At 62.4% G+C, this 18256-nt stretch carries 17 protein-coding genes; 11 read left to right on the plus strand and 6 right to left on the minus strand.

Annotated features, from left to right (window positions below; translation table 11 throughout):
- Nucleotides 1–82: 82 nt before the first annotated feature.
- From HGP12_RS24415 to HGP12_RS24455, 9 genes are all read left to right on the plus strand, one after another.
- Nucleotides 83–634 (plus strand): hypothetical protein, encoded by a 552-nt coding sequence (locus tag HGP12_RS24415; RefSeq protein ID WP_168841380.1) that lies wholly within the window; start codon nucleotides 83–85, stop codon nucleotides 632–634.
- 135 nt (nucleotides 635–769) lie between these two features.
- Nucleotides 770–3697, plus strand: coding sequence for an aminotransferase (locus HGP12_RS24420; protein ID WP_168841381.1), 2928 nt, complete (start codon nucleotides 770–772; stop codon nucleotides 3695–3697).
- Nucleotides 3698–4209: 512 nt separating this feature from the next.
- The gene (locus tag HGP12_RS24425; protein ID WP_112511403.1) at nucleotides 4210–4404 is read left to right on the plus strand and encodes a hypothetical protein; all 195 of its coding nucleotides are present in this window, start codon (nucleotides 4210–4212) and stop codon (nucleotides 4402–4404) included.
- Between the two features lie 287 nt (nucleotides 4405–4691).
- Nucleotides 4692–5708 (plus strand): P1 family peptidase, encoded by a 1017-nt coding sequence (locus tag HGP12_RS24430; protein ID WP_409526848.1) that lies wholly within the window; start codon nucleotides 4692–4694, stop codon nucleotides 5706–5708.
- A 15-nt stretch (nucleotides 5709–5723) separates the two neighbouring features.
- Nucleotides 5724–6641, plus strand: a complete 918-nt coding sequence (locus tag HGP12_RS24435; protein WP_168841383.1) for a LysR substrate-binding domain-containing protein — start codon at nucleotides 5724–5726, stop codon at nucleotides 6639–6641.
- A gap of 155 nt (nucleotides 6642–6796) precedes the next feature.
- Complete coding sequence (locus HGP12_RS24440; protein WP_168841384.1) at nucleotides 6797–8326, plus strand: ABC transporter substrate-binding protein; 1530 nt, start codon at nucleotides 6797–6799, stop codon at nucleotides 8324–8326.
- 44 nt (nucleotides 8327–8370) lie between these two features.
- Nucleotides 8371–9324: an ABC transporter permease gene (locus HGP12_RS24445; RefSeq protein WP_168841385.1), complete on the plus strand. Its 954-nt coding sequence runs from the start codon at nucleotides 8371–8373 to the stop codon at nucleotides 9322–9324.
- On the plus strand, nucleotides 9321–10187 hold the full coding sequence (locus HGP12_RS24450) for an ABC transporter permease (RefSeq protein ID WP_168841386.1): 867 nt from the start codon (nucleotides 9321–9323) through the stop codon (nucleotides 10185–10187). The genes HGP12_RS24445 and HGP12_RS24450 overlap by 4 nt, the downstream gene beginning before the upstream one ends.
- Nucleotides 10188–10210: 23 nt before the next feature.
- Nucleotides 10211–11602 carry an amidase gene (locus HGP12_RS24455; RefSeq protein WP_168841387.1) on the plus strand — a complete coding sequence of 464 codons (1392 nt, stop codon included), beginning with the start codon at nucleotides 10211–10213 and terminating at the stop codon, nucleotides 11600–11602.
- A 22-nt stretch (nucleotides 11603–11624) separates the two neighbouring features.
- Here HGP12_RS24455 and HGP12_RS24460 read toward each other — a convergent pair whose 3' ends face one another.
- Nucleotides 11625–12104 (minus strand): Lrp/AsnC family transcriptional regulator, encoded by a 480-nt coding sequence (locus HGP12_RS24460; RefSeq protein ID WP_168841388.1) that lies wholly within the window; start codon nucleotides 12102–12104, stop codon nucleotides 11625–11627.
- A gap of 124 nt (nucleotides 12105–12228) precedes the next feature.
- Here HGP12_RS24460 and HGP12_RS24465 point away from each other — a divergent pair, with 124 nt between their 5' ends.
- A complete protein-coding gene (locus HGP12_RS24465; protein WP_168841389.1) occupies nucleotides 12229–13194 on the plus strand; it encodes a DMT family transporter in 966 nt (321 codons plus the stop codon).
- Between the two features lie 23 nt (nucleotides 13195–13217).
- Here the strand turns inward: HGP12_RS24465 and HGP12_RS24470 are convergent, their stop codons facing one another.
- From HGP12_RS24470 to HGP12_RS24485, 4 genes are all read right to left on the minus strand, one after another.
- The gene (locus HGP12_RS24470; protein ID WP_168841390.1) at nucleotides 13218–13457 is read right to left on the minus strand and encodes a hypothetical protein; all 240 of its coding nucleotides are present in this window, start codon (nucleotides 13455–13457) and stop codon (nucleotides 13218–13220) included.
- A 128-nt stretch (nucleotides 13458–13585) separates the two neighbouring features.
- Complete coding sequence (locus HGP12_RS24475) at nucleotides 13586–14443, minus strand: NlpC/P60 family protein (protein ID WP_168841391.1); 858 nt, start codon at nucleotides 14441–14443, stop codon at nucleotides 13586–13588.
- A gap of 16 nt (nucleotides 14444–14459) precedes the next feature.
- Nucleotides 14460–14804: a helix-turn-helix domain-containing protein gene (locus HGP12_RS24480; RefSeq protein ID WP_168841452.1), complete on the minus strand. Its 345-nt coding sequence runs from the start codon at nucleotides 14802–14804 to the stop codon at nucleotides 14460–14462.
- A gap of 269 nt (nucleotides 14805–15073) precedes the next feature.
- Nucleotides 15074–16465 carry a M17 family metallopeptidase gene (locus HGP12_RS24485; RefSeq protein WP_168841392.1) on the minus strand — a complete coding sequence of 464 codons (1392 nt, stop codon included), beginning with the start codon at nucleotides 16463–16465 and terminating at the stop codon, nucleotides 15074–15076.
- A 166-nt stretch (nucleotides 16466–16631) separates the two neighbouring features.
- Here HGP12_RS24485 and HGP12_RS24490 point away from each other — a divergent pair, with 166 nt between their 5' ends.
- Nucleotides 16632–17459, plus strand: a complete 828-nt coding sequence (locus HGP12_RS24490; RefSeq protein WP_168841393.1) for a tetratricopeptide repeat protein — start codon at nucleotides 16632–16634, stop codon at nucleotides 17457–17459.
- 64 nt (nucleotides 17460–17523) lie between these two features.
- Here the strand turns inward: HGP12_RS24490 and HGP12_RS24495 are convergent, their stop codons facing one another.
- On the minus strand, nucleotides 17524–18168 hold the full coding sequence (locus tag HGP12_RS24495) for a LysE family translocator (protein ID WP_168841394.1): 645 nt from the start codon (nucleotides 18166–18168) through the stop codon (nucleotides 17524–17526).
- Nucleotides 18169–18256 lie beyond the last annotated feature (88 nt).

Below are 18256 nucleotides of genomic sequence, written 5' to 3' on the forward strand. Positions count from 1 at the left end.
GGCTCCCTTTTCTTTTTACCCCGAAGCACGATTTGATACCGCCGGTATCGAATCGTTCCGGAGATCAAGGAGAAGAGAGGACATGTCATTCCATCGCCATGGAACGCTGCTGCTCGCGGCGTTTCTGCTATCTGCGCCGGCATCCCATGCCGAAACGGCGGAACAGGACCCTTCCAAGATTGATCTTGCCAAGCTGATCGAATGCACGACCTATGACGTACCGAGCTACAACGAATTTGCTATGTGGCTGACCGGGCCGGAAAGCGCCAAGGCGATGAAGCTGTTCGGCACCAGCGAGCTGCCGTCAGACAATCCCTTTCTGCGGGAATTCCAGCTTTCAGCGCCGGTGACCGTCTTCGGACGGCAGACTAACAGGGTTGCCTTCGCCTCTACCGGGCCACTCGCCGTGATCGACGAAGCCGATCCGCATCCCCTGGCGAAACAGCTCGGCGTGACGGCGGCGGTCGACCGGCCGAACAAGTTCCTCGGAGAAAGGGAAATCCTGTCGCGTAAGGACCAGCAGGAAAATTCCGATACCGTGCTGCACACCCGCATCTCATTGAACGTCTCGACCGATGAGGCTCATCCGGGCAAGACGTTGGCCGGTTGCAGCTATTCCATCGAGGTCGAGTAGGCGATCATGCCTGGCCGGCTGCATTCGGCGGCCTATCTTTCCGCTCATTGCGCGACCACCCTATCTGTTTTGGGTAATTTTCTTTAAGATGGAATGGTTTAGTGTCGATGCAAATGAACCGTCCGGGGGGATGCCATGGCCGACGCCGCGCTTGTGAATCGTATGCAACTGCCGAGACCGGACGTGACGCCGGAGGAAGCAGCGGAAATCCTGTATGCGCATTACGGCTTGAGCGGGACACTGACAGAACTCGGCAGCCAGCAGGACCGCAACTACCGCATCGATGCCGGCGACAATGCCTATGTGCTGAAGATTTGCCGGGCCGAATACGAGCTGGTCGAGCTCGAGGCGCAGAATGCCGCTATCCGCCACCTGCATGCCAAACCGGATTCTCCGCGTGTGCCCGAGATCGTGCCGGCGCTGAATGGCCGCGACATCCTGACCATCACCCTCCGAGAGCAGGATTATCTCGTCCGGCTGCTCGGCTTTCTACCCGGCCAGACGCTGACGCGGCGCAAGCATCTGCCGCCGGCTTCAGCCGCCGGCCTTGGCGCGCTGTCGGCCCGGCTTGCCCGCGATCTCGCCGATTTCGATCATCCCGGCCTTCACCGAAGCCTGCAATGGGACCTGCGCCGCGCAGGACCCGTGGCGGTTCAGCTCCTGTCGGCCATCACCGACCATGAAGCGCGCGACCGCATCGCCAAGGCGATGGTGGCCGCCGTCAAGCGCATCCAGCCGCTTGCCGGCGATCTACGCGTCCAGCCCGTGCATCACGACGTCACCGACGACAATGTCGTCAGCCATCCCGACACGCATGGGCAGCTTGTGCCTGACGGCGTCATCGATTTCGGCGATATCATTCAGGGCTGGCTGGTGGGCGATCTTGCTGTGACCTGCGCATCCCTGCTGCATCATGCCGAAGGCAACCCCTTCCATATCCTTCCCGCCATCAAGGCCTATCATGCCATTTATCCGCTGGAAGAGGTCGAGGCCAAGGCGCTGTGGCCGCTGATCGTTGCACGCGCCGTCATCCTCGCCGCCAGCACCGAACAGCAGCTCGCCATCGACCCGGACAATGACTATGTGCGCGGCAACCTGGATTTCGAACGCGAGATCTTCGATGTCGCGACCGGCGCGCAGCCGGACGTGATGGAAGCCGCAATCCTGCGGACGATCGGCTTCGGCGTCGCCCCGATCGCCACGGAAAGCTGGTCGCCGCTGTTGCCTGACATCGATCCCTCGCAGATCGCCGCGATCGATCTTTCCGTCACCGGGCCGGATTTCGCCGACGGCAACTGGCAAAAGCCCGACATGGATTGGCGGCTGCTTGCCCAGACGGCAATGACATCAGGCGCGGCGGCAACGCGCTACGGCGAATTCCGTCTCTCGCTCGCCGCTCCGCTCAACATAGCGCCGCCGCAGAGTTTCGCCCTGCATTGCGATATCTGCCTGCCGGCCGGCGCTACAGTTGCGGCCCCCTTTTCCGGCCTTCTGCAGCGGCAGGGGCACCACCTCGTGCTCGCCGGCGAAGACATCAGCCTTCATCTGGACGGCGTCGAAAGCGCTCTCGAGGATGGAGCTGCCATCGAACAGGGCGCGACGGTCGGCACGATCGGCAGCGAGGGTTCGGCGATCGGAGGATTGCGCGTGCAGCTTTGCCGCGTGCCCAATCTCGTACCGCCGCTTTTTGCGGCTGCGGATCAGGTGGATGGCTGGTCGGCAATCTGCCCTTCGCCCGCAGCCCTTCTCAACGCCGCCAGCGAAGCGCAACGACCGGATGCGTCCGCACTGCTGTCATTGCGCGATGCCCGCTTCGCCAAGCCGCAGAAGCACTATTACGAGCTTCCGCCGCAGATCGAACGCGGCTGGCGCGAATTCCTGTTCGACACGCAGGGGCGCTGCTACCTCGACATGGTCAACAACGTGACGATCCTTGGCCACGCTCATCCGCGGCTGACGGGGGCGATCGCGCAACAGTGGTCGCGGCTCAACACCAACTCCCGCTTCCATTATGCCGCCGTCGCCGAATTTTCCGAGCGGCTGGCGATGCTCGCTCCGGAAGGGCTCGACTGTGTCTTCCTCGTCAACAGCGGCTCGGAAGCAAACGATCTCGCGATCCGCCTCGCCTGGGCGCACACGGCCAAGAGGAACATGCTCTGCCTGCTGGAGGCCTATCACGGCTGGACTGTCGCGAGCGACGCGGTCTCCACCTCGATTGCCGACAATCCGCAGGCGCTGACGACACGACCGGACTGGGTACATCCCGTCCTGTCGCCCAATACCTATCGCGGCCCATTCCGCGGCCCCGATTCCGCGCAAGGCTACCTCAACGACGTCGAGGCAAAACTGAAAGCAATCGACGACAAGGGCGACGGCCTCGCCGGCTTCATCGCGGAATCGGTCTACGGCAATGCCGGCGGTATCGCATTGCCGCATGGCTATCTTGCCGGCGTTTATGATGCCGTCCGGCAGCGCGGCGGCCTTTGCATCGCCGACGAAGTACAGGTTGGCTATGGGCGGCTAGGCGAGCACTTCTGGGGCTTCGAAACGCAAGGTGTCGTGCCTGATATCATCACCATTGCCAAGGGCATGGGCAACGGCCATCCGCTCGGCGCCGTCATTACCCGTCGCGAGATTGCCGATTCGCTGGAGAAGGAAGGCTATTTCTTCTCCTCCGCCGGCGGCAGTCCGGTCAGCTGCATTGTCGGCCTGACCGTTCTCGATGTCCTCAAGGACGAGAACCTGCAGGAAAACGTCCGCGTCGTCGGCGACCGGCTGAAGGCGGGGCTGATCGCTTTGATGGATCGTTTCCCGCTGATCGGCGCTGTCCACGGCACGGGGCTTTATCTCGGCGTGGAATTCGTCCGTGACAGGGAGGCACTGACGCCGGCCACGGAAGAAACGGCTGCGATCTGCGAGCGCCTGCTCGACCTCGGGGTCATCATGCAGCCGACCGGCGATCACCTGAATGTGTTGAAGATCAAGCCGCCGCTCTGCCTTGCGCCGGAAAGCGCCCATTTCTTCGTGAAAGCCCTCGAAACGGCGCTCGCAGACGGATTTTGATGCGCCCTGGGGCGCCGTTAACCATTGAGGTGTTTTAGTGGCGCGTGAATTTTAATGCCGCAGGGGCATTGTCGAATCTCGCGCCAGTTCCTATCTGTCTGTCGGTGATCGGCGAGCCATGCCGACACGGGTAGCAGTGCGAAGGCATTTAACACAACCTTCCCCGCAACCCGCCAGGCTCGGAATTTTATTTCCCTGATCGTCGATATTTTGACATCTTTCGGAATATGTTTCTGAAGATGAAATCACTATTATCCACTAATATAGTAGATAATAGTTCACCGGAACCGCGGTGCTCCGTCATCGGAGTTCCAGCAAGTACAACGCCAACTGAGGAAGTGACATGCTGAATATTAAAGTCATCGCTTCGATCCTTCGGCGGTCCGTGCTTGGCAATGACCGCTCGGGCGCACTCTCCCGCCCGCGCTGTCGAATGTGACGTTCGTCCTCCCACCGGAATCAAACAGTCAATTCGCCATATCTGCGCGTGAGTGCGCAGTGGGAGTCTATTTATGAAGAAGCAAGTTATCGAATACGCCGGCGTTCCCGTCGGCATCGTCGTTCCCGACCAGGATCGGCTCAAGTTTATCGCTGTCAAATATCATGTCCATGATCTGGACGAGCAGCGTTTCAGAAACGCGGACGAAGTGAAGCTTGCGATCCGCGATCTCCTCTCCCGCCAGCAGGCCAAGCCGATCCATGTTTGATGGATCGGCTCGCCTCCGCTTTTACCCAATCCAATCACCCGCCCTCGTGGTTCGAGACGGCCTTATGGGCCTCTTCACCGTGAGGGCTGGTCTTTCGCACCAAGCCGGCGCATAGGCTTTTCGCCGCATCTCTACATTCTCCCCGCCCTCATGGTGAGGCGCGCAGGCTGAAAGCCGGAGCCTCGAACCACGAGGGTCGGCCCCACACCTCCTCCCCACTCAGACAAACCCATCTTGTGTTTTCACCCTCTTTGCGGTCCTATCGCCATGACGACCTCGCGCATTGAATGGCGAAGGATTTTTCATTGGCTGCTCATCTCAATCTTCTGACCGATGTCGAAGGCGTCGCCGTCGGTCATGCCACCGATCTCCCGCTTGGCTCCGGCGTCACCGCCATCATCTTCGATGAGCCGGCCGTTGCCTCCTGCACCGTTCTCGGCGGCGCTCCGGGCGGGCGGGATACGGCATTGCTGGACCCTGCGATGACGGTCGGCGCGGTGGATGGGCTCGTGCTTTCGGGCGGCTCGGCCTTCGGGCTCGATGCCGCCGGCGGCGTGCAGGCGGGCTTGAGGGAAGTCGGCCGCGGTCTCAAGGTCGGCGATGTGCTCGTGCCGATCGTACCAGAAGCAATCCTCTTCGACCTCATCAATGGCGGCAACAAGGATTGGGGGCTGCATTCGCCCTATCGCGACCTCGGCTATGCGGCCTTCAAGGCGGCCAGCAAAGGTTCCTTCGCGCTCGGCACCATCGGCGCCGGAACGGGCGCCACGACGGCGACGGCCAAGGGCGGGCTCGGTTCGGCGAGCGCCGTCAGCAGCAAGGGATACAGGATCGCCGCCATCGTCGCCGTCAATGCGCTCGGCTCCGCCACTATCGGCGACGGCCCGCATTTCTGGGCGGCCCCCTTCGAGGAGAATGGCGAATTCGGCGGTCTCGGCATGCCGCAGGTGATCGATTCGCGCCTGCGTTTGAAGGGCACCAACATCACCGCCACGACCATCGGCGCTGTCGTCACCGATGCTCAACTGACCAAGGCGGAAGCGCATCGCCTGTCCATCTGCGCTCACGACGGCTTTGCCCGGGCGCTTTTGCCGACGCATCTGCCGCTGGACGGCGATACCGTCTTTGCCGCATCCACCGGCAGGCACGCCCGCGACGACATGCCAAGCTTCATGGAGCTTTGCCACCTCGCGACCATCGTCATGGCGCGCGCGATCGCTCGCGGCGTCTATGAGGCGACGGCGCTGCCGATCGAGGGCACGCAGCCCGCTTGGCGGGATCTTTTCGCCAATGCTGTTGCCTAGCCGGAGATTTCGCGCATGCAGATCCGGGCGCTAATCTATTTCGATGAGCTGGTGCGCACCAGCTCGATGCGTCAGGCCGCCGAAAACCTGAATGTGGCGCCGACAGCCATCAGCCGCCAGATCGAGAATCTTGAACACCACTTCGGCACGCAGCTGGTCGAGCGCAGTGCACGCGGTGTCAAGCTGACCGCCGCCGGCGAACTCTTGGCCGCCCGCGCCGGCCGGACACTGCGCGAACTCGAGCATGTGCACCAGCTGATCGAGGACCTGAAAGGCCTCCAGCGCGGCCGGGTCAGCATCTATGCCAGCGGCGCCGCCGTCGCCAACATCCTCGCGCCTGCGCTCGCCGAATTCAGCCTGCGCTATCCGAGGCTTCGCTTCGAGGTGACCATCACCAGTGCACGCGACGCCATCGAAGCCGTCAGCAATGCCGAAGCCGACATGGCGGTGACGCTGTTTGCGCCGCCGCTTTCCGGAACCAAGGTGCGCCTGCGCGCCGAACTCGTCTATGACGTGATTGCCGCCGCCTTGCATCCGCTGGCGGACGGCAATGAGGTCTCCGTTGCTGAAATCGCCATGCACGCGCTTGCCGTTCCCGACCGCGCTTTCGGCGCAAGACAAGCCTTCGACGCGCTGTTCGAGCGCGAGGGATTGACGCTCGATCCCGTGTTCGAGACCGGATCGCTGGAAATGCAGAAGGAGCTGGTTCTGCGTGGCGCTGCGATCACCATGCTGCCGGCGCTGACGGTGCAGCGGGAGATCGCGGCAGGCCAGCTTGTTGCCTTGCCCCTCGCTGATGGTAAGGGAGTGAGAACGCCGATCGATCTCTGCGTCGCGCCCGACCGTCAGCTTTCCTTTGCCGCCGGCAAACTGCTTGATTTCATCGAGCGCTTCATGCGCCAGCATCTGACTGCCAAGGGGAGGCAGGATTGATCGAACCATCATCATTAAGGAAATCCAGTGTAGCGATATCGGCTACACCGAGCACACACTTTCGGAATTGTGTGTGCGCTTGCGAGATGACACTATCCTGAAAAAACCGCATGCCGGAGGGAAGCCGGCTTGCGGGCAAAAGCAAGGGAACTGAGATGACCACGTTTTTATGCCCGAGCCTCGGCGATTTCGCGCGGCGCCTCGCCTATGGTGCGGCATTTTCTGCCGGACTGTTGATGCTAGGCCTGAGCCAAGCGCAAGCCGCCAAGACGACGCTCAATCTCGGCATGAGCGTCGAGCCGACGGGGCTCGATCCGACAATCGCCGCCCCCGTCGCGATCGGCCAGGTTACGTGGCAGAATATCTTCGAGGGGTTGGTCGCCATCGACGACGGCGGCAAGATCGTGCCGCAGCTCGCAAAGAGCTGGGAGATTTCGCCTGACGGCCTGACATATACATTCAAGCTGCAGACCGGGGTGAAATTCCATGACGGCCAAGTCTTCGATTCGGCGGCCGCCAAATTCACGCTCGATCGCGCCCGCGGCGCCCAATCCGTCAATCCGCAAAAGCGCTTCTTCGCCACCATCGTCTCGATCGACACGCCGGATGCGGAAACGCTTGTCCTGCATCTTTCCTCGCCGACCGGCAGCCTGCTCTACTGGCTTGGCTGGCCGAGCTCGGTGATGGTCGGGCCGAAATCCTCCACCAACGACAAGACGGCGCCGGTTGGCACCGGCCCGTTCAAATTCTCCGCCTGGGCCAAGGGCGATCATGTCGACCTCGTCAAGAACCCGGACTACTGGAACAAGTCGGTCGATGTGAAACTCGAGAAGGTGACCTTCCGCTTCATTTCCGACCCACAGGCTGAAGCCGCGGCGCTGAAGGCCGGCGATCTCGACGCCTTTCCGGAATTCGCCGCGCCGGAGCTCATGAATTCCTTCGAGGGCGACCCAAGGCTGACGACCAAGATCGGCAACACCGAGCTGAAGGTTGTGGCCGGCATGAACAACACGCGCAAGCCCTTCGACGACAAGCGCGTGCGCCAGGCCCTGATGATGGCGCTCGACCGTAAGACGATCATCGAGGGTGCATGGTCCGGCCTGGGGACCGCGATCGGCAGCCACTACACGCCGAACGACCCCGGCTACAAGGACCTGACCGGTACGCTGCCCTACGATGCCGCCAAGGCCAAGGCCCTGCTTGCCGAAGCCGGCTACCCGAACGGCTTTACCTTCACCATCAAGACGCCGCAGATGGCCTATGCGCCGCGCAGCGCGCAGGTGATGCAGGCGATGTTTGCCGATATCGGCGTGACGATGAATATCGAGCCGACGGAATTTCCGGCGAAATGGGTGCAGGACGTTTTCAGCGGCCGCAACTACGAGATGACCATCGTTGCCCATGCCGAGCCGCTGGATATCGATATCTATTCACGCGAGCCCTATTACTTCAACTACAAGAACCCTGATTTCAACGCGCTGATGAAGAAGATCCAGCTTACCGCCGATGCGGCCGAGCAGAACAAGCTCTACGGCGAGGCGCAGGCTATTCTTGCCGAGGACGTGCCCGCCCTCTTTCTCTTCGTCATGCCGAAGCTCGGCGTCTGGGACAAGAAGCTGAAGGGTCTCTGGGAGAACGAGCCCATCCCGTCGAACGTGTTGACCAACGTCTCCTGGGAAGACTGAGCGCATCCGCGTGACGATGCCGGCTGATCGGCCATGGACAAGTTATGATCGCACTGCTCACCCGCCGGATTTTCGGACTGATCCTGACGCTGATCGCGGTCTCGCTGCTGGTCTTTGTGGTCATGGCGCTGCTGCCGGGCGACCCGGCCGCGATCACGCTCGGCACTTCGGCGACACCGGAGACGCTAGCCGCGCTCCGGCACGAGATGGGCCTCGATCAGCCTTTGATCATCCGCTACGGACAATGGCTCGCCGGCGCGCTGACGGGTGATCTCGGTAGCTCCTATACTTACGGCGTGCCGGTTGCCGGCCTGATTGCCGAACGGCTTGCGGTCACCCTGCCGCTTGCTGCCCTTGCCATCCTGCTGTCCGTCCTCGTCGCCGTGCCGCTTGGTGTCGCGGCAGCTGCCAAGCGCGGCGGCTTCTTCGATATCGTGGCAACGCTGTTTTCGCAGATGGGGATTGCCGTGCCGGGCTTCTGGGTGGGGCTGCTGCTGGTGCTGCTATTTGCGACCTCGCTCGGCTGGATGCCGGCCGGCGGCTTTCCCGGCTGGGGCAGCGGAGCGTGGCCAGCCCTGAAATCGCTCGTGCTGCCCGCCTTCGCCCTTGCGCTGCCGCAGGCGGCGGTGCTGACAAGGGTCGCGCGCTCGGCCGTGCTCGATACGCTGCATGAGGATTTTGCCCGCACGGCGGTCGCCAAGGGCCTGTCGCGCAGCCGCGTCCTCTGGGGGCATGTGGTACCGAATGCGCTGGTGCCGGTGCTGACCATTCTCGGACTGCAGTTCACCTTTCTGGTTGCCGGCGCCGTGCTGATCGAAAACGTCTTCACCTTGCCCGGCCTTGGCCGCCTTGCCTACCAGGCCCTCAGCCAGCGCGATATCATCGTGCTTCAGGATGTCGTGCTGTTCTTTGCCGCCCTCGTCATCGTCGTGAATTTCCTGGTGGATCTCTCCTATCTTGCCATCGATCCCCGACTGCGAGCGGGAGGCGCACGATGATCACCGCCGAAACCAGAGCCGCCGTCCGGCCTTATCGCCGCCGTTTTCAGGCGTTGCGACGCGCGAACCTGATGGCCGGCGCCTTGATCACTGCTGCCCTCGTCTGCGTCGCCATCGTCTCGCTGTTCTGGACGCCCGTGCCGCCGGCAAAGATGCAGATCACCCATAAGCTGCAGCCGCCCTTCGGCTTCGGGCTTCTCGGCACCGATCAGCTGGGCCACGACGTCCTGTCGATGCTGATGGCCGGCTGCTGGAATTCGCTGTCGATCTCCGTTTCGGCCGTCGCGATCGGCGGTACGCTCGGAACGATTATCGGTGTTTCCGCCGCCGCCCAACGCGGCTTGTTCGAGGCCCTGATCATGCGGGCCTGCGACGTGATCTTCGCGTTGCCGCCGATCCTTTCGGCCATGATCCTCGGCGCGTTTCTTGGGACCGGGCGCTCGACGGCCATTCTCGCCATTGCCGTCTTCATGGTGCCGGTCTTTGCCCGCGTCGCGCTCAGCTCGGCACTGCAGGCCTGGAGCCGGGATTATGTGCTAGCGGCGCGCGCCATCGGCAATACACAGCTTGCCATCACGCTGCGCCATATCATGCCTAATATCATGGGCAGCATCATCGTCCAGGCGACGATCCAGCTCGGCCTTGCGATCCTCACCGAGGCCGGGCTTGCCTTCCTGGGCCTCAGCGTGCCGCCGCCGGCGCCGACCTGGGGACGGATGCTGGCCGACGCTCAGACCTATTTCCACGTCGCGCCGTGGCTGGCCCTGCTGCCGGGCCTTGCCATCGCGCTGACCGTCCTCGGCTTCAACCTGCTCGGCGACGGGCTGCGCGATCTCCTCGACCCCCGCGAGGCGACGCGCTGATTGAGACATGAAGAGTATAGATCATGACCGAACCGACCGATCTTTCCATCCGAGACCTCAGGCGCAAATTTGCCGACAAGAGCCTGTCTCCCAGCGAATACTGGCTGGCGCTTGAAGAACTTATCGAGGCATGGGAGCCGACAATCGCTGCTCTCTATGCCTATGATCCAGAAGATGCACGCAGGCAGGCGGCCGCATCCACGGAGCGCTGGGCAAAGGGTAGACCGCTCGGAGCCCTGGACGGCATTCCGGTGACGCTGAAAGAGCTGATCGCCACCAAGGGCCAGCCGGTGCCGCTCGGCACGGCCGCCGTCGAGCTTGTTCCCGCCGCCGAGGACGCGCCGATCGCCGCCCGCATGCGCGAGGACGGCGCGGTGATTTTCGCGAAAACTACCTGTCCCGACTACGGCATGCTCTCCTCCGGCCTGTCCAGTTTTCACAAGCTCAGCCGCAATCCTTGGGATCCCAGCCAAAATCCGGGCGGCTCCAGCGCCGGCGCGGCGGCCGCCGCAGCAGCCGGCTACGGACCGCTGCATATCGGCACCGATATCGGCGGCTCGGTGCGGCTGCCGGCGGGCTGGACGGGCATTTTCGGCTTCAAGCCAAGCCATGGCCGCATTCCGGTCGATCCCTATTATGTCGGGCGATGCGCCGGACCGATGACCCGCACGGTCGAGGATGCCGCCTTCTCCATGGCGACGCTGTCGCGTCCCGACTGGCGCGACGGCACCAGCCTGCCGCCGAACGGGATCGACTGGATGGATCTCGGCGTCGACGTCAGCGGCATGAAGATCGGCCTGATGCTGGATGCCGGCTGCGGCCTGCCCGTCGATGACGAGGTGCGTGACGCAGTCCTTGCCGCCGCCAGGCGCTTCGAGGACGCAGGCGCGACTATCATCGACGTTGCGCCAGTGCTAACCAGGCGGATGCTCGACGGGCTCGATGTCTTCTGGCGCGCGCGCTTCTGGGGCGACATCATGGGATTGAGCGAGGAGCGGCGAAACTCAATCCTGCCCTATATCCACAGCTGGGCAAAGGGCGGCGCCGATGTCAGCGGCGTCGATGCCGTTCGCGGTTTCAACCAGACGATCGAGATGCGCAAGAGCTGCGGCAGGCTCTTCACCGAAGTCGACGCCGTGCTTTCGCCGACCAATCCGATCGTGTCCTATCCCGCCGAATGGGCCTCCCCCACCAACGATCCTGCCCTGCCCTTCGAGCACATCGGCTTCACCGTTCCGTGGAACATGTCGGAGCAGCCGGCCTCGTCGATCAATTGCGGCTTCTCCCGCTCCGGCATGCCGATCGGCCTGCAGATCGTCGGCCCGCGCTTCGACGACATGCTGGTACTTCGTCTCTCGAAGGCCTTCGAGGATTGGAGCGGCGGCGTGACCAACTGGCCGAAACGGCCGGGATGAACAGCACCATGCGGACAGCCGGCTAATCCCGCGCCAGTGGCAAGGAAAGACCGACCTTCACCCGGTCCATGGCAACGAGCGATTTGAATTTCGTGACATTCGGATTGTCGTAGAACAGACGCCTCGTCAGCGCCTCATAGTCGGACATGCTGGCCACGACGACGACAAGCACGAAATCCGCTTCGCCGGTGACCTGATAGCATTGCTGAACTTCCGGCGCCTCCAGGAAGCTGCGCTTAATCGCATTGATCAGGTCATAACGCTCGTTTGCGATATGGACCTCGACGATGATAGTGATCGGCAAGCCTATCGTTGCCGGATTGATGACGGCAATATTCGTCTCAATAACGCCATCAGCCTGCATGCGCTTGATGCGCCGCTGCACGGCGGGCGCCGAGAGATTGACCAGTTCGCCGATCTTGCGCTGCGGAGCGCTGCTGTCTTTCTGAAGAAGATCGAGAATCGCCAGGTCGAATTCATCGAGATCGGCGGGTTTGCGCATTTCAAAACATCCTTACCGCAAAGAGGAAACAAAATTGCATGGAAACCGTCAAAATGGAGCCAAATACTCTTCCCGCATGTAATAGCTTTGCGCCACACATCATCTGACTTGCAAAGGCACGAGAATGTCACAGCCGGACACCGATTACGATACAGGCGCCGCGGATCTTGGCGAGAGGACGGGTTCAAGCCGCCATGCTACCGGCAAGACAGGCTCCGGCCACTCGAAAGGGTTTCTTTTCGGGGTCGTGGCAATGCTCCTTGCCGCGCTGGCCATGAGTATCTCCCCAAGCCTCGTACGCCTGGCCGATGTCGGACCTTTCGCCAGCGCATTCTGGCGCGTCTTCCTTGCGCTGCCTGTCCTCTGGATCTGGATGCGATATGCGGAGGCTTCGGAGGTCACGGCACCCCGTGCCAGTTTTACGCTGCCGACCATTCTCGCCGGCATCGCCTTTACGGGGGACCTGTTCTTCTGGCACCTCGCTATCGTGCGGACGACCATAGCCAATGCGACATTCTTTGCGACCATGGCGCCGCTCTGGGTCGTCATCTTCGGCTGGCTTCTCCTGCGGCAGCGGGTCGATCGCACCACACTGATCGGGCTTCTGGTCTGCCTTGCGGGCGGCACGGCGCTGGTGGCGCAAAGCCTTGCATTCAATCCAAGCCGCGCCGTCGGCGATACGCTTGCCATCGTCACCGGTGCGTTCTTCGGCCTCTATTTCCTGGCGGTCGGCGGGGCGCGGCCAACGACGAATGCGGCACGCGTCACTTTCGAACTCAGCGTCATCACCGCCACGATCCTGTTCCTGGTCGCCTTCTTCTTCGAACCGCGGATATTGCCACAGTCGATTTCGGGATGGTGCGTGCTTCTGGCGCTGGGCCTCATCAGCCATGCCGGCGGACAAGGCCTGCTTTCGGTGGCACTCGGACGGTTGCCGACCGTTTTCTCCTCGCTCGTCATTTTCCTGGAATCGATCGCAGCCGCACTTTTCGCCTGGTTCCTGTTCGGCGAAAACGTCACGCTGATCCAAGCTCTCGGCGGCCTCGTCATCATCGCCGGGATCTGGATCGCCCGGCCGCGCACGCCGTAAAACGACCGTTCGAGTACCGTCGCCTACAAGGTTGCGGCACCCTTTTCCTTGGTGTCGGCGTGAAGATCGTGCAACGCCTTCTCGATCACGCGCAGATCGTCCTGCAGGCCATCATCCGCACTCATCGAGCTTTCGCTGCCGGCGCGCTGGATGGCCCGAGCCTCGCTCTGCAGCTCGCGCAACCTGTCGATCTTGCCGTTCTTGCGCATGTGGTTGTCGAGCAGAATATCCCGGACCGTCTTTTCCATGGCCGTGATGGGCATGAGCTTTCTCCTCTCGATAGGATATCTCGATCAAAGAGATAACGAGCAAAAGAAAGAGCGGTTCCGGGGCGCTGTAACACTTTGAGATGCTGAATAATTCCTTAAATCGATTCCGATTTAAGGGATTATCAGTCGTCGGTGAAACGGCGATAACCCGTCGGCTGTTCGTAGAGCCATCCGATGCGCTCGACGGCGGCGGCAAAATTCTCACGAGCGACAGTCATGGTATGGCCGTTGGCGTGGACGATGGTTTCCGGACCTTCCATGATGGCGACATGGCCCTTCCAGAAGACGAAATCACCGCGCTTCAGCTCGTCGCGCGTAATCGGCTGGCCGAGGCCGGCGGCCTGCATGTCGGTATCGCGGGGTGCTGCGCGGCCGGTCATCGACAGCGCCAGCTGCACAAGGCCGGAGCAATCGATGCCAAGCCCGGAGCGGCCGCCCCAGAGATAGGGCGTCTCGATAAAGCGCAAGGCGACATCGACGAAGTCACCGCCGCGGTTGTCGCCGATTGGCTGCACATGTTTTGCGAAGATCGCGGTACCGTCCTCCAGGACGACATAGTGATTGCCGCGCGCCTCCGCCATGCCGGTCACATGCACGAGGCTGCCCATGGAGAGGACCGCGGCATGCGGCTTGCGCAGCTCCGGCTCGGGATAGAGGAAAGTGCGCTGCGGAATGACGACATGGGTGGGCGCCGCCGCGCCTTCCTTGATCGCCCCTTCGGGGAGATAGCCGACATAGCTGTCGGCGAGTGCCTTCACCCAGCACCAGCCATCGCGGCGCTCGAAAACCGCGACTTCCTCGCCCATCAGCAGCTCGGTATCGATGCCCGAAGCCAGATCCGGCTTGGGCCGAAGCGCGACGACGGGAACGGCAACACGGGCGCTGTTGCCTTCAGCGAAGCGCTCGGCCTCAACTTTACCTTTAAGAGAGGCCTCGGCGAGATCGGGCCTGAAAGCATTGAGGCGGCGGTCGAGCGTCATGACGAAATTCCTGAGGTTACAATTTGCGGCCGTGCTCGATGACGAGATCGCCGAGTTTTTCAAGATAGAGCGCGCCGGTGACCGTACGCTTAATGATGACGTTGCGGCGGTCGCGATCGTCGCGCACGCGGTCGACCAAACCCATCGCGCCCATGGTGTCAAGCGCCCTAGTGATGACCGGCTTGGTGACGCCGAGCGTCGCGGCAAGGCCACGAACGGTATGTGGCGGCGGCACGAGATAGATTTGAAGCAGGATCGCCATCTGCCGCAAGGTCAAATCATGATCCTCGCGGCGCACCTGAGCGAGCGTCACGCCATGCCAGAGGCCAAGAGCCTGCGAGGCAGAGAGATCAAGCGGCAAAAGCAACCCCGAAATTCGTTACGCTACCGTTTCAGTCTCGGCCAAGATCATGGCGGTTTCAAGGGGACTAACGACGAAACGATCTGTGGCCGCCTCGTGGTTCGAGGCCTTGCCGCCTACGCTAACGCTGCGGCAACAAGGCACCTCACCATGAGGTGGAACTGCTCTCGCAGTTGGACGACAAAGATCAGCCTTCATGGTGAGGCGCGAAGGTCCATAGGACCGTAGCCTCGAACCACGAAGGCGGATGAAGGGCGGCGCGTCGACCCCTACCGCACCCTCTGCCTGATGTGATGATACAGCGCCCGGATCGCCTGCGCTTCGCCGCCGCCCGGCGAATGCGGCCGTTCGCTCTGCGCCCAGCCGTAGATATCGAAATGGACCCAGCTCGGCGTTTTCGTCACAAAGCGCTTGAGGAACAGGGCGGCCGTAATGGAGCCTGCCATGCCGCCTGATGGAGCATTGGTGATATCGGCGAATTTCGTGCGGATATCCTTGTCGTAGCCCATGTAAAGCGGCATCCGCCACAGCGGATCGTCCGTCTCCAGGCTCGCTTCGGTCAGATCGCGGGCAAGATCGTCGTCGTCGGTGAAGAAGGGCGGCAGGTCGGGGCCGAGCGCGACGCGGGCAGCACCGGTCAGCGTCGCCATGTCGATCATCAGGTCCGGCGCGTCCTCATCGGCATAGGCAAGCGCATCGGCGAGGATCAGCCGTCCCTCCGCATCCGTATTGTCGATCTGCACGGTGAGGCCCTTGCGGCTCGTGTAGATATCGCCGGGGCGGAAGGCGTTGGACGAAATCGAGTTCTCGACGACGGGAATGATGACGCGCAGATCGACCTTGAGCTTGGCGTCCATGATCATCAGCGCCAGGCCCATGACATTCGCGGCACCGCCCATATCCTTCTTCATCAACAGCATCGAGGATGCCGGCTTGATGTCGAGGCCGCCGGTGTCGAAGCAGACGCCCTTGCCGACCAGCGTGATGCGGCGATGTCCCTTTTTCCCCCAGCGCAGTTCCAGAAGGCGCGGCGCGTCGGCGCTCGCACGTCCCACAGTATGCACGAGCGGGAAATTCTCCTTCAGGAGGTCGTCGCCGATGATGACGGACATTTCCGCCTTGTAGTGTTCGGCAAGCGCCCGGAAGGCAGCTTCGAGTTGCTCCGGCCCCATGTCGTTGGTTGGCGTATTGATGAGATCGCGTGCCAGGAACACGCCCGCGAGCTGACGCTTGATGTCGGCGGCGTCCGCATCGCGCGGGATCATCAACGTCGGCGCCGTCGCCTTCTCGGACTTGTAGCGCTCGAAGCGATAGCTGCCGAGGCCGAAACCGAGCGAAAGCCGGTTTGCCGTCAGCGGCGCCGTCTCGACGTGCCAATCACCCGCCGGCAGGCTGCGCGCGAGCCTTCCCGTCAGGAAGGGCTGTTCGGAGGGATTGGAGCCCAGGCCGAACAAGGCCCCGCCCAGATGTCCGTCGGCCGTCGGGATCAGCAGCAGCGAGCCGCTTTCCGCCTTGTAACCTGCCTTGCTGGCCCAATCGAGCGCGATGGGATCGATGGTGCCGGTCTCGATATGCGCCGGAGTGACGGCAAAGATCGGCAGCGTCGCACCACCCTTCGAATTGAAGGGTGTCGCACGCTCGATATATTGGTAGGGGGCCATGACTATCCTTTGACGATGACTTCAGAGAGTTGGATACTTCGGAGAATCGAGAGTTAACCGTCTGTTAGGGTTAACAGATTATTGCTGGAGCGAACATTGCGTCGAACCTTTCCCTGTTCCGATTCTAGGCCTCGCGCAAGACTTATGGAATTCAGGGATAAGCGAAATGCCCGCCGTTTCAACCGCGTCTTTATTCAGAACCTTCCTTTTCCGGGGCGCTTCCGCAGCATTTCTGGCGCTGGCGCTCGCAAGCTGCTCGACGACCGGAAAGGACCGGATGACGACCGGTTCGATCCCCAAGACGCCGAACTCTCTCGACACGATGAACGGCACCGATCTGGCGCAGGCGACTGCCACCTATGGCAAGGCCTATGACGCCAATCCTAAGGATCGCGACGCTGGCGTCACCTATGCCAATGCCTTGCGCATGAGCGGCCGCAACGACCAGGCGCTCGCCGTCATGCAGCAGGTGGCAATCGCCAATCCGACCGATCGCGGCGTGCTTGCCGCCTATGGCAAGGCACAGGCGGCGGCGGGCCAGCTCGAGGAAGCGCTGTCGACCATCGACCGCGCGCAGCTTCCGGACCGGCCGGACTGGCGTCTGGTTTCCGCGCAAGGTGCCATCCTCGACCAGCTCGGACGCTCCGCCGATGCGCGCGCCAAATATCGCGACGCGCTGGTGCTGGCCCCGAACGAGCCGACCATTCTTTCCAATCTCGGCATGTCCTACGTGCTGACCGGCGACCTCAAGAACGCCGAAAACTACCTTCGCTCGGCCGTCTCGCAGCCGGGCGCCGACAGCCGCGTGCGGCAGAACCTGGCGCTGGTCGTCGGCCTGCAGGGCCGCTTTGCCGATGCGGAACAGATCGCGCGCCAGGAGCTGACACCGCAGCAAGCCAACGCCAACGTCGCCTATCTCAGGGGCATGCTGGCGCAGCGGAATTCCTGGCAGAAACTTGCAGCCAGCGGCGACGCGAGTAAAACTGTCGAATAGCGCAGTTGCCGCAATAGCGGACAGCGCTTCCGGCAAACTGTTTCAAGCGATAAGTATAGAGGGATCAACGCCAGAGATGGCGCGGCAGGCCCTCGGCCACCAGCCGCGCTCCGAGCGCGCCCATCACGACGCCGGCCACGCGGTCGATCCAGAGCTTGGCACCAAGATACATTGCGCGCGGGCGGTTCGACGAGAAGGCGATCGTCACCACCGTGTACCATCCGGCCTCGACCAAAAAGACCGCCGGCGGAACGGCAGCCAGCAGCCAGGGCGCGGGAGCCGCCGGCAGGAGGGCCGCGAAGATACTGCCATAGAAGATGGCGGTCTTCGGATTGCTGAGCTGGGTGCCGAGCGCAAAGAGGAAATTGCGCGTTGCGCCCGCTGCCTTCGGCGTCGCGGGTGAATCGATCGGAAGGTCATCCGCCGCGCCGCGCCAGATGCGGATGCCGACATAGATCAGATAGAGACCGCCGGCGACTTTCAGCGCCAGATACAGCCATTCGACCTTCATCAGCAGGGCGCTCAGGCCGAACAGGGCCAAGGTTGCGAAAATGACGCTGCCCATCCCCATGCCGAGAGCCGCGGCAAGGCCGGCCTTTCGCGAACGGGAAACGGCAATACGGGAGACAAGCACGAAACTCGGACCGGGACTGACGGCTCCGATGAAGACTGCGGCAATAACGCTAAGAAACACTGCCATGGACGACATGCGACACCTCCGATATGGCTGGACATCCTTGTCAGCGGTGGGCGGCAGCCTCCAGGGCATGCCAAGGATCTCCGCTTCCGGCTGTCCG

Origin of the sequence: Rhizobium sp. P28RR-XV, assembly GCF_012641385.1 — a bacterium.
In the GTDB taxonomy this organism is placed as follows: Bacteria; Pseudomonadota; Alphaproteobacteria; order Rhizobiales; family Rhizobiaceae; genus Rhizobium.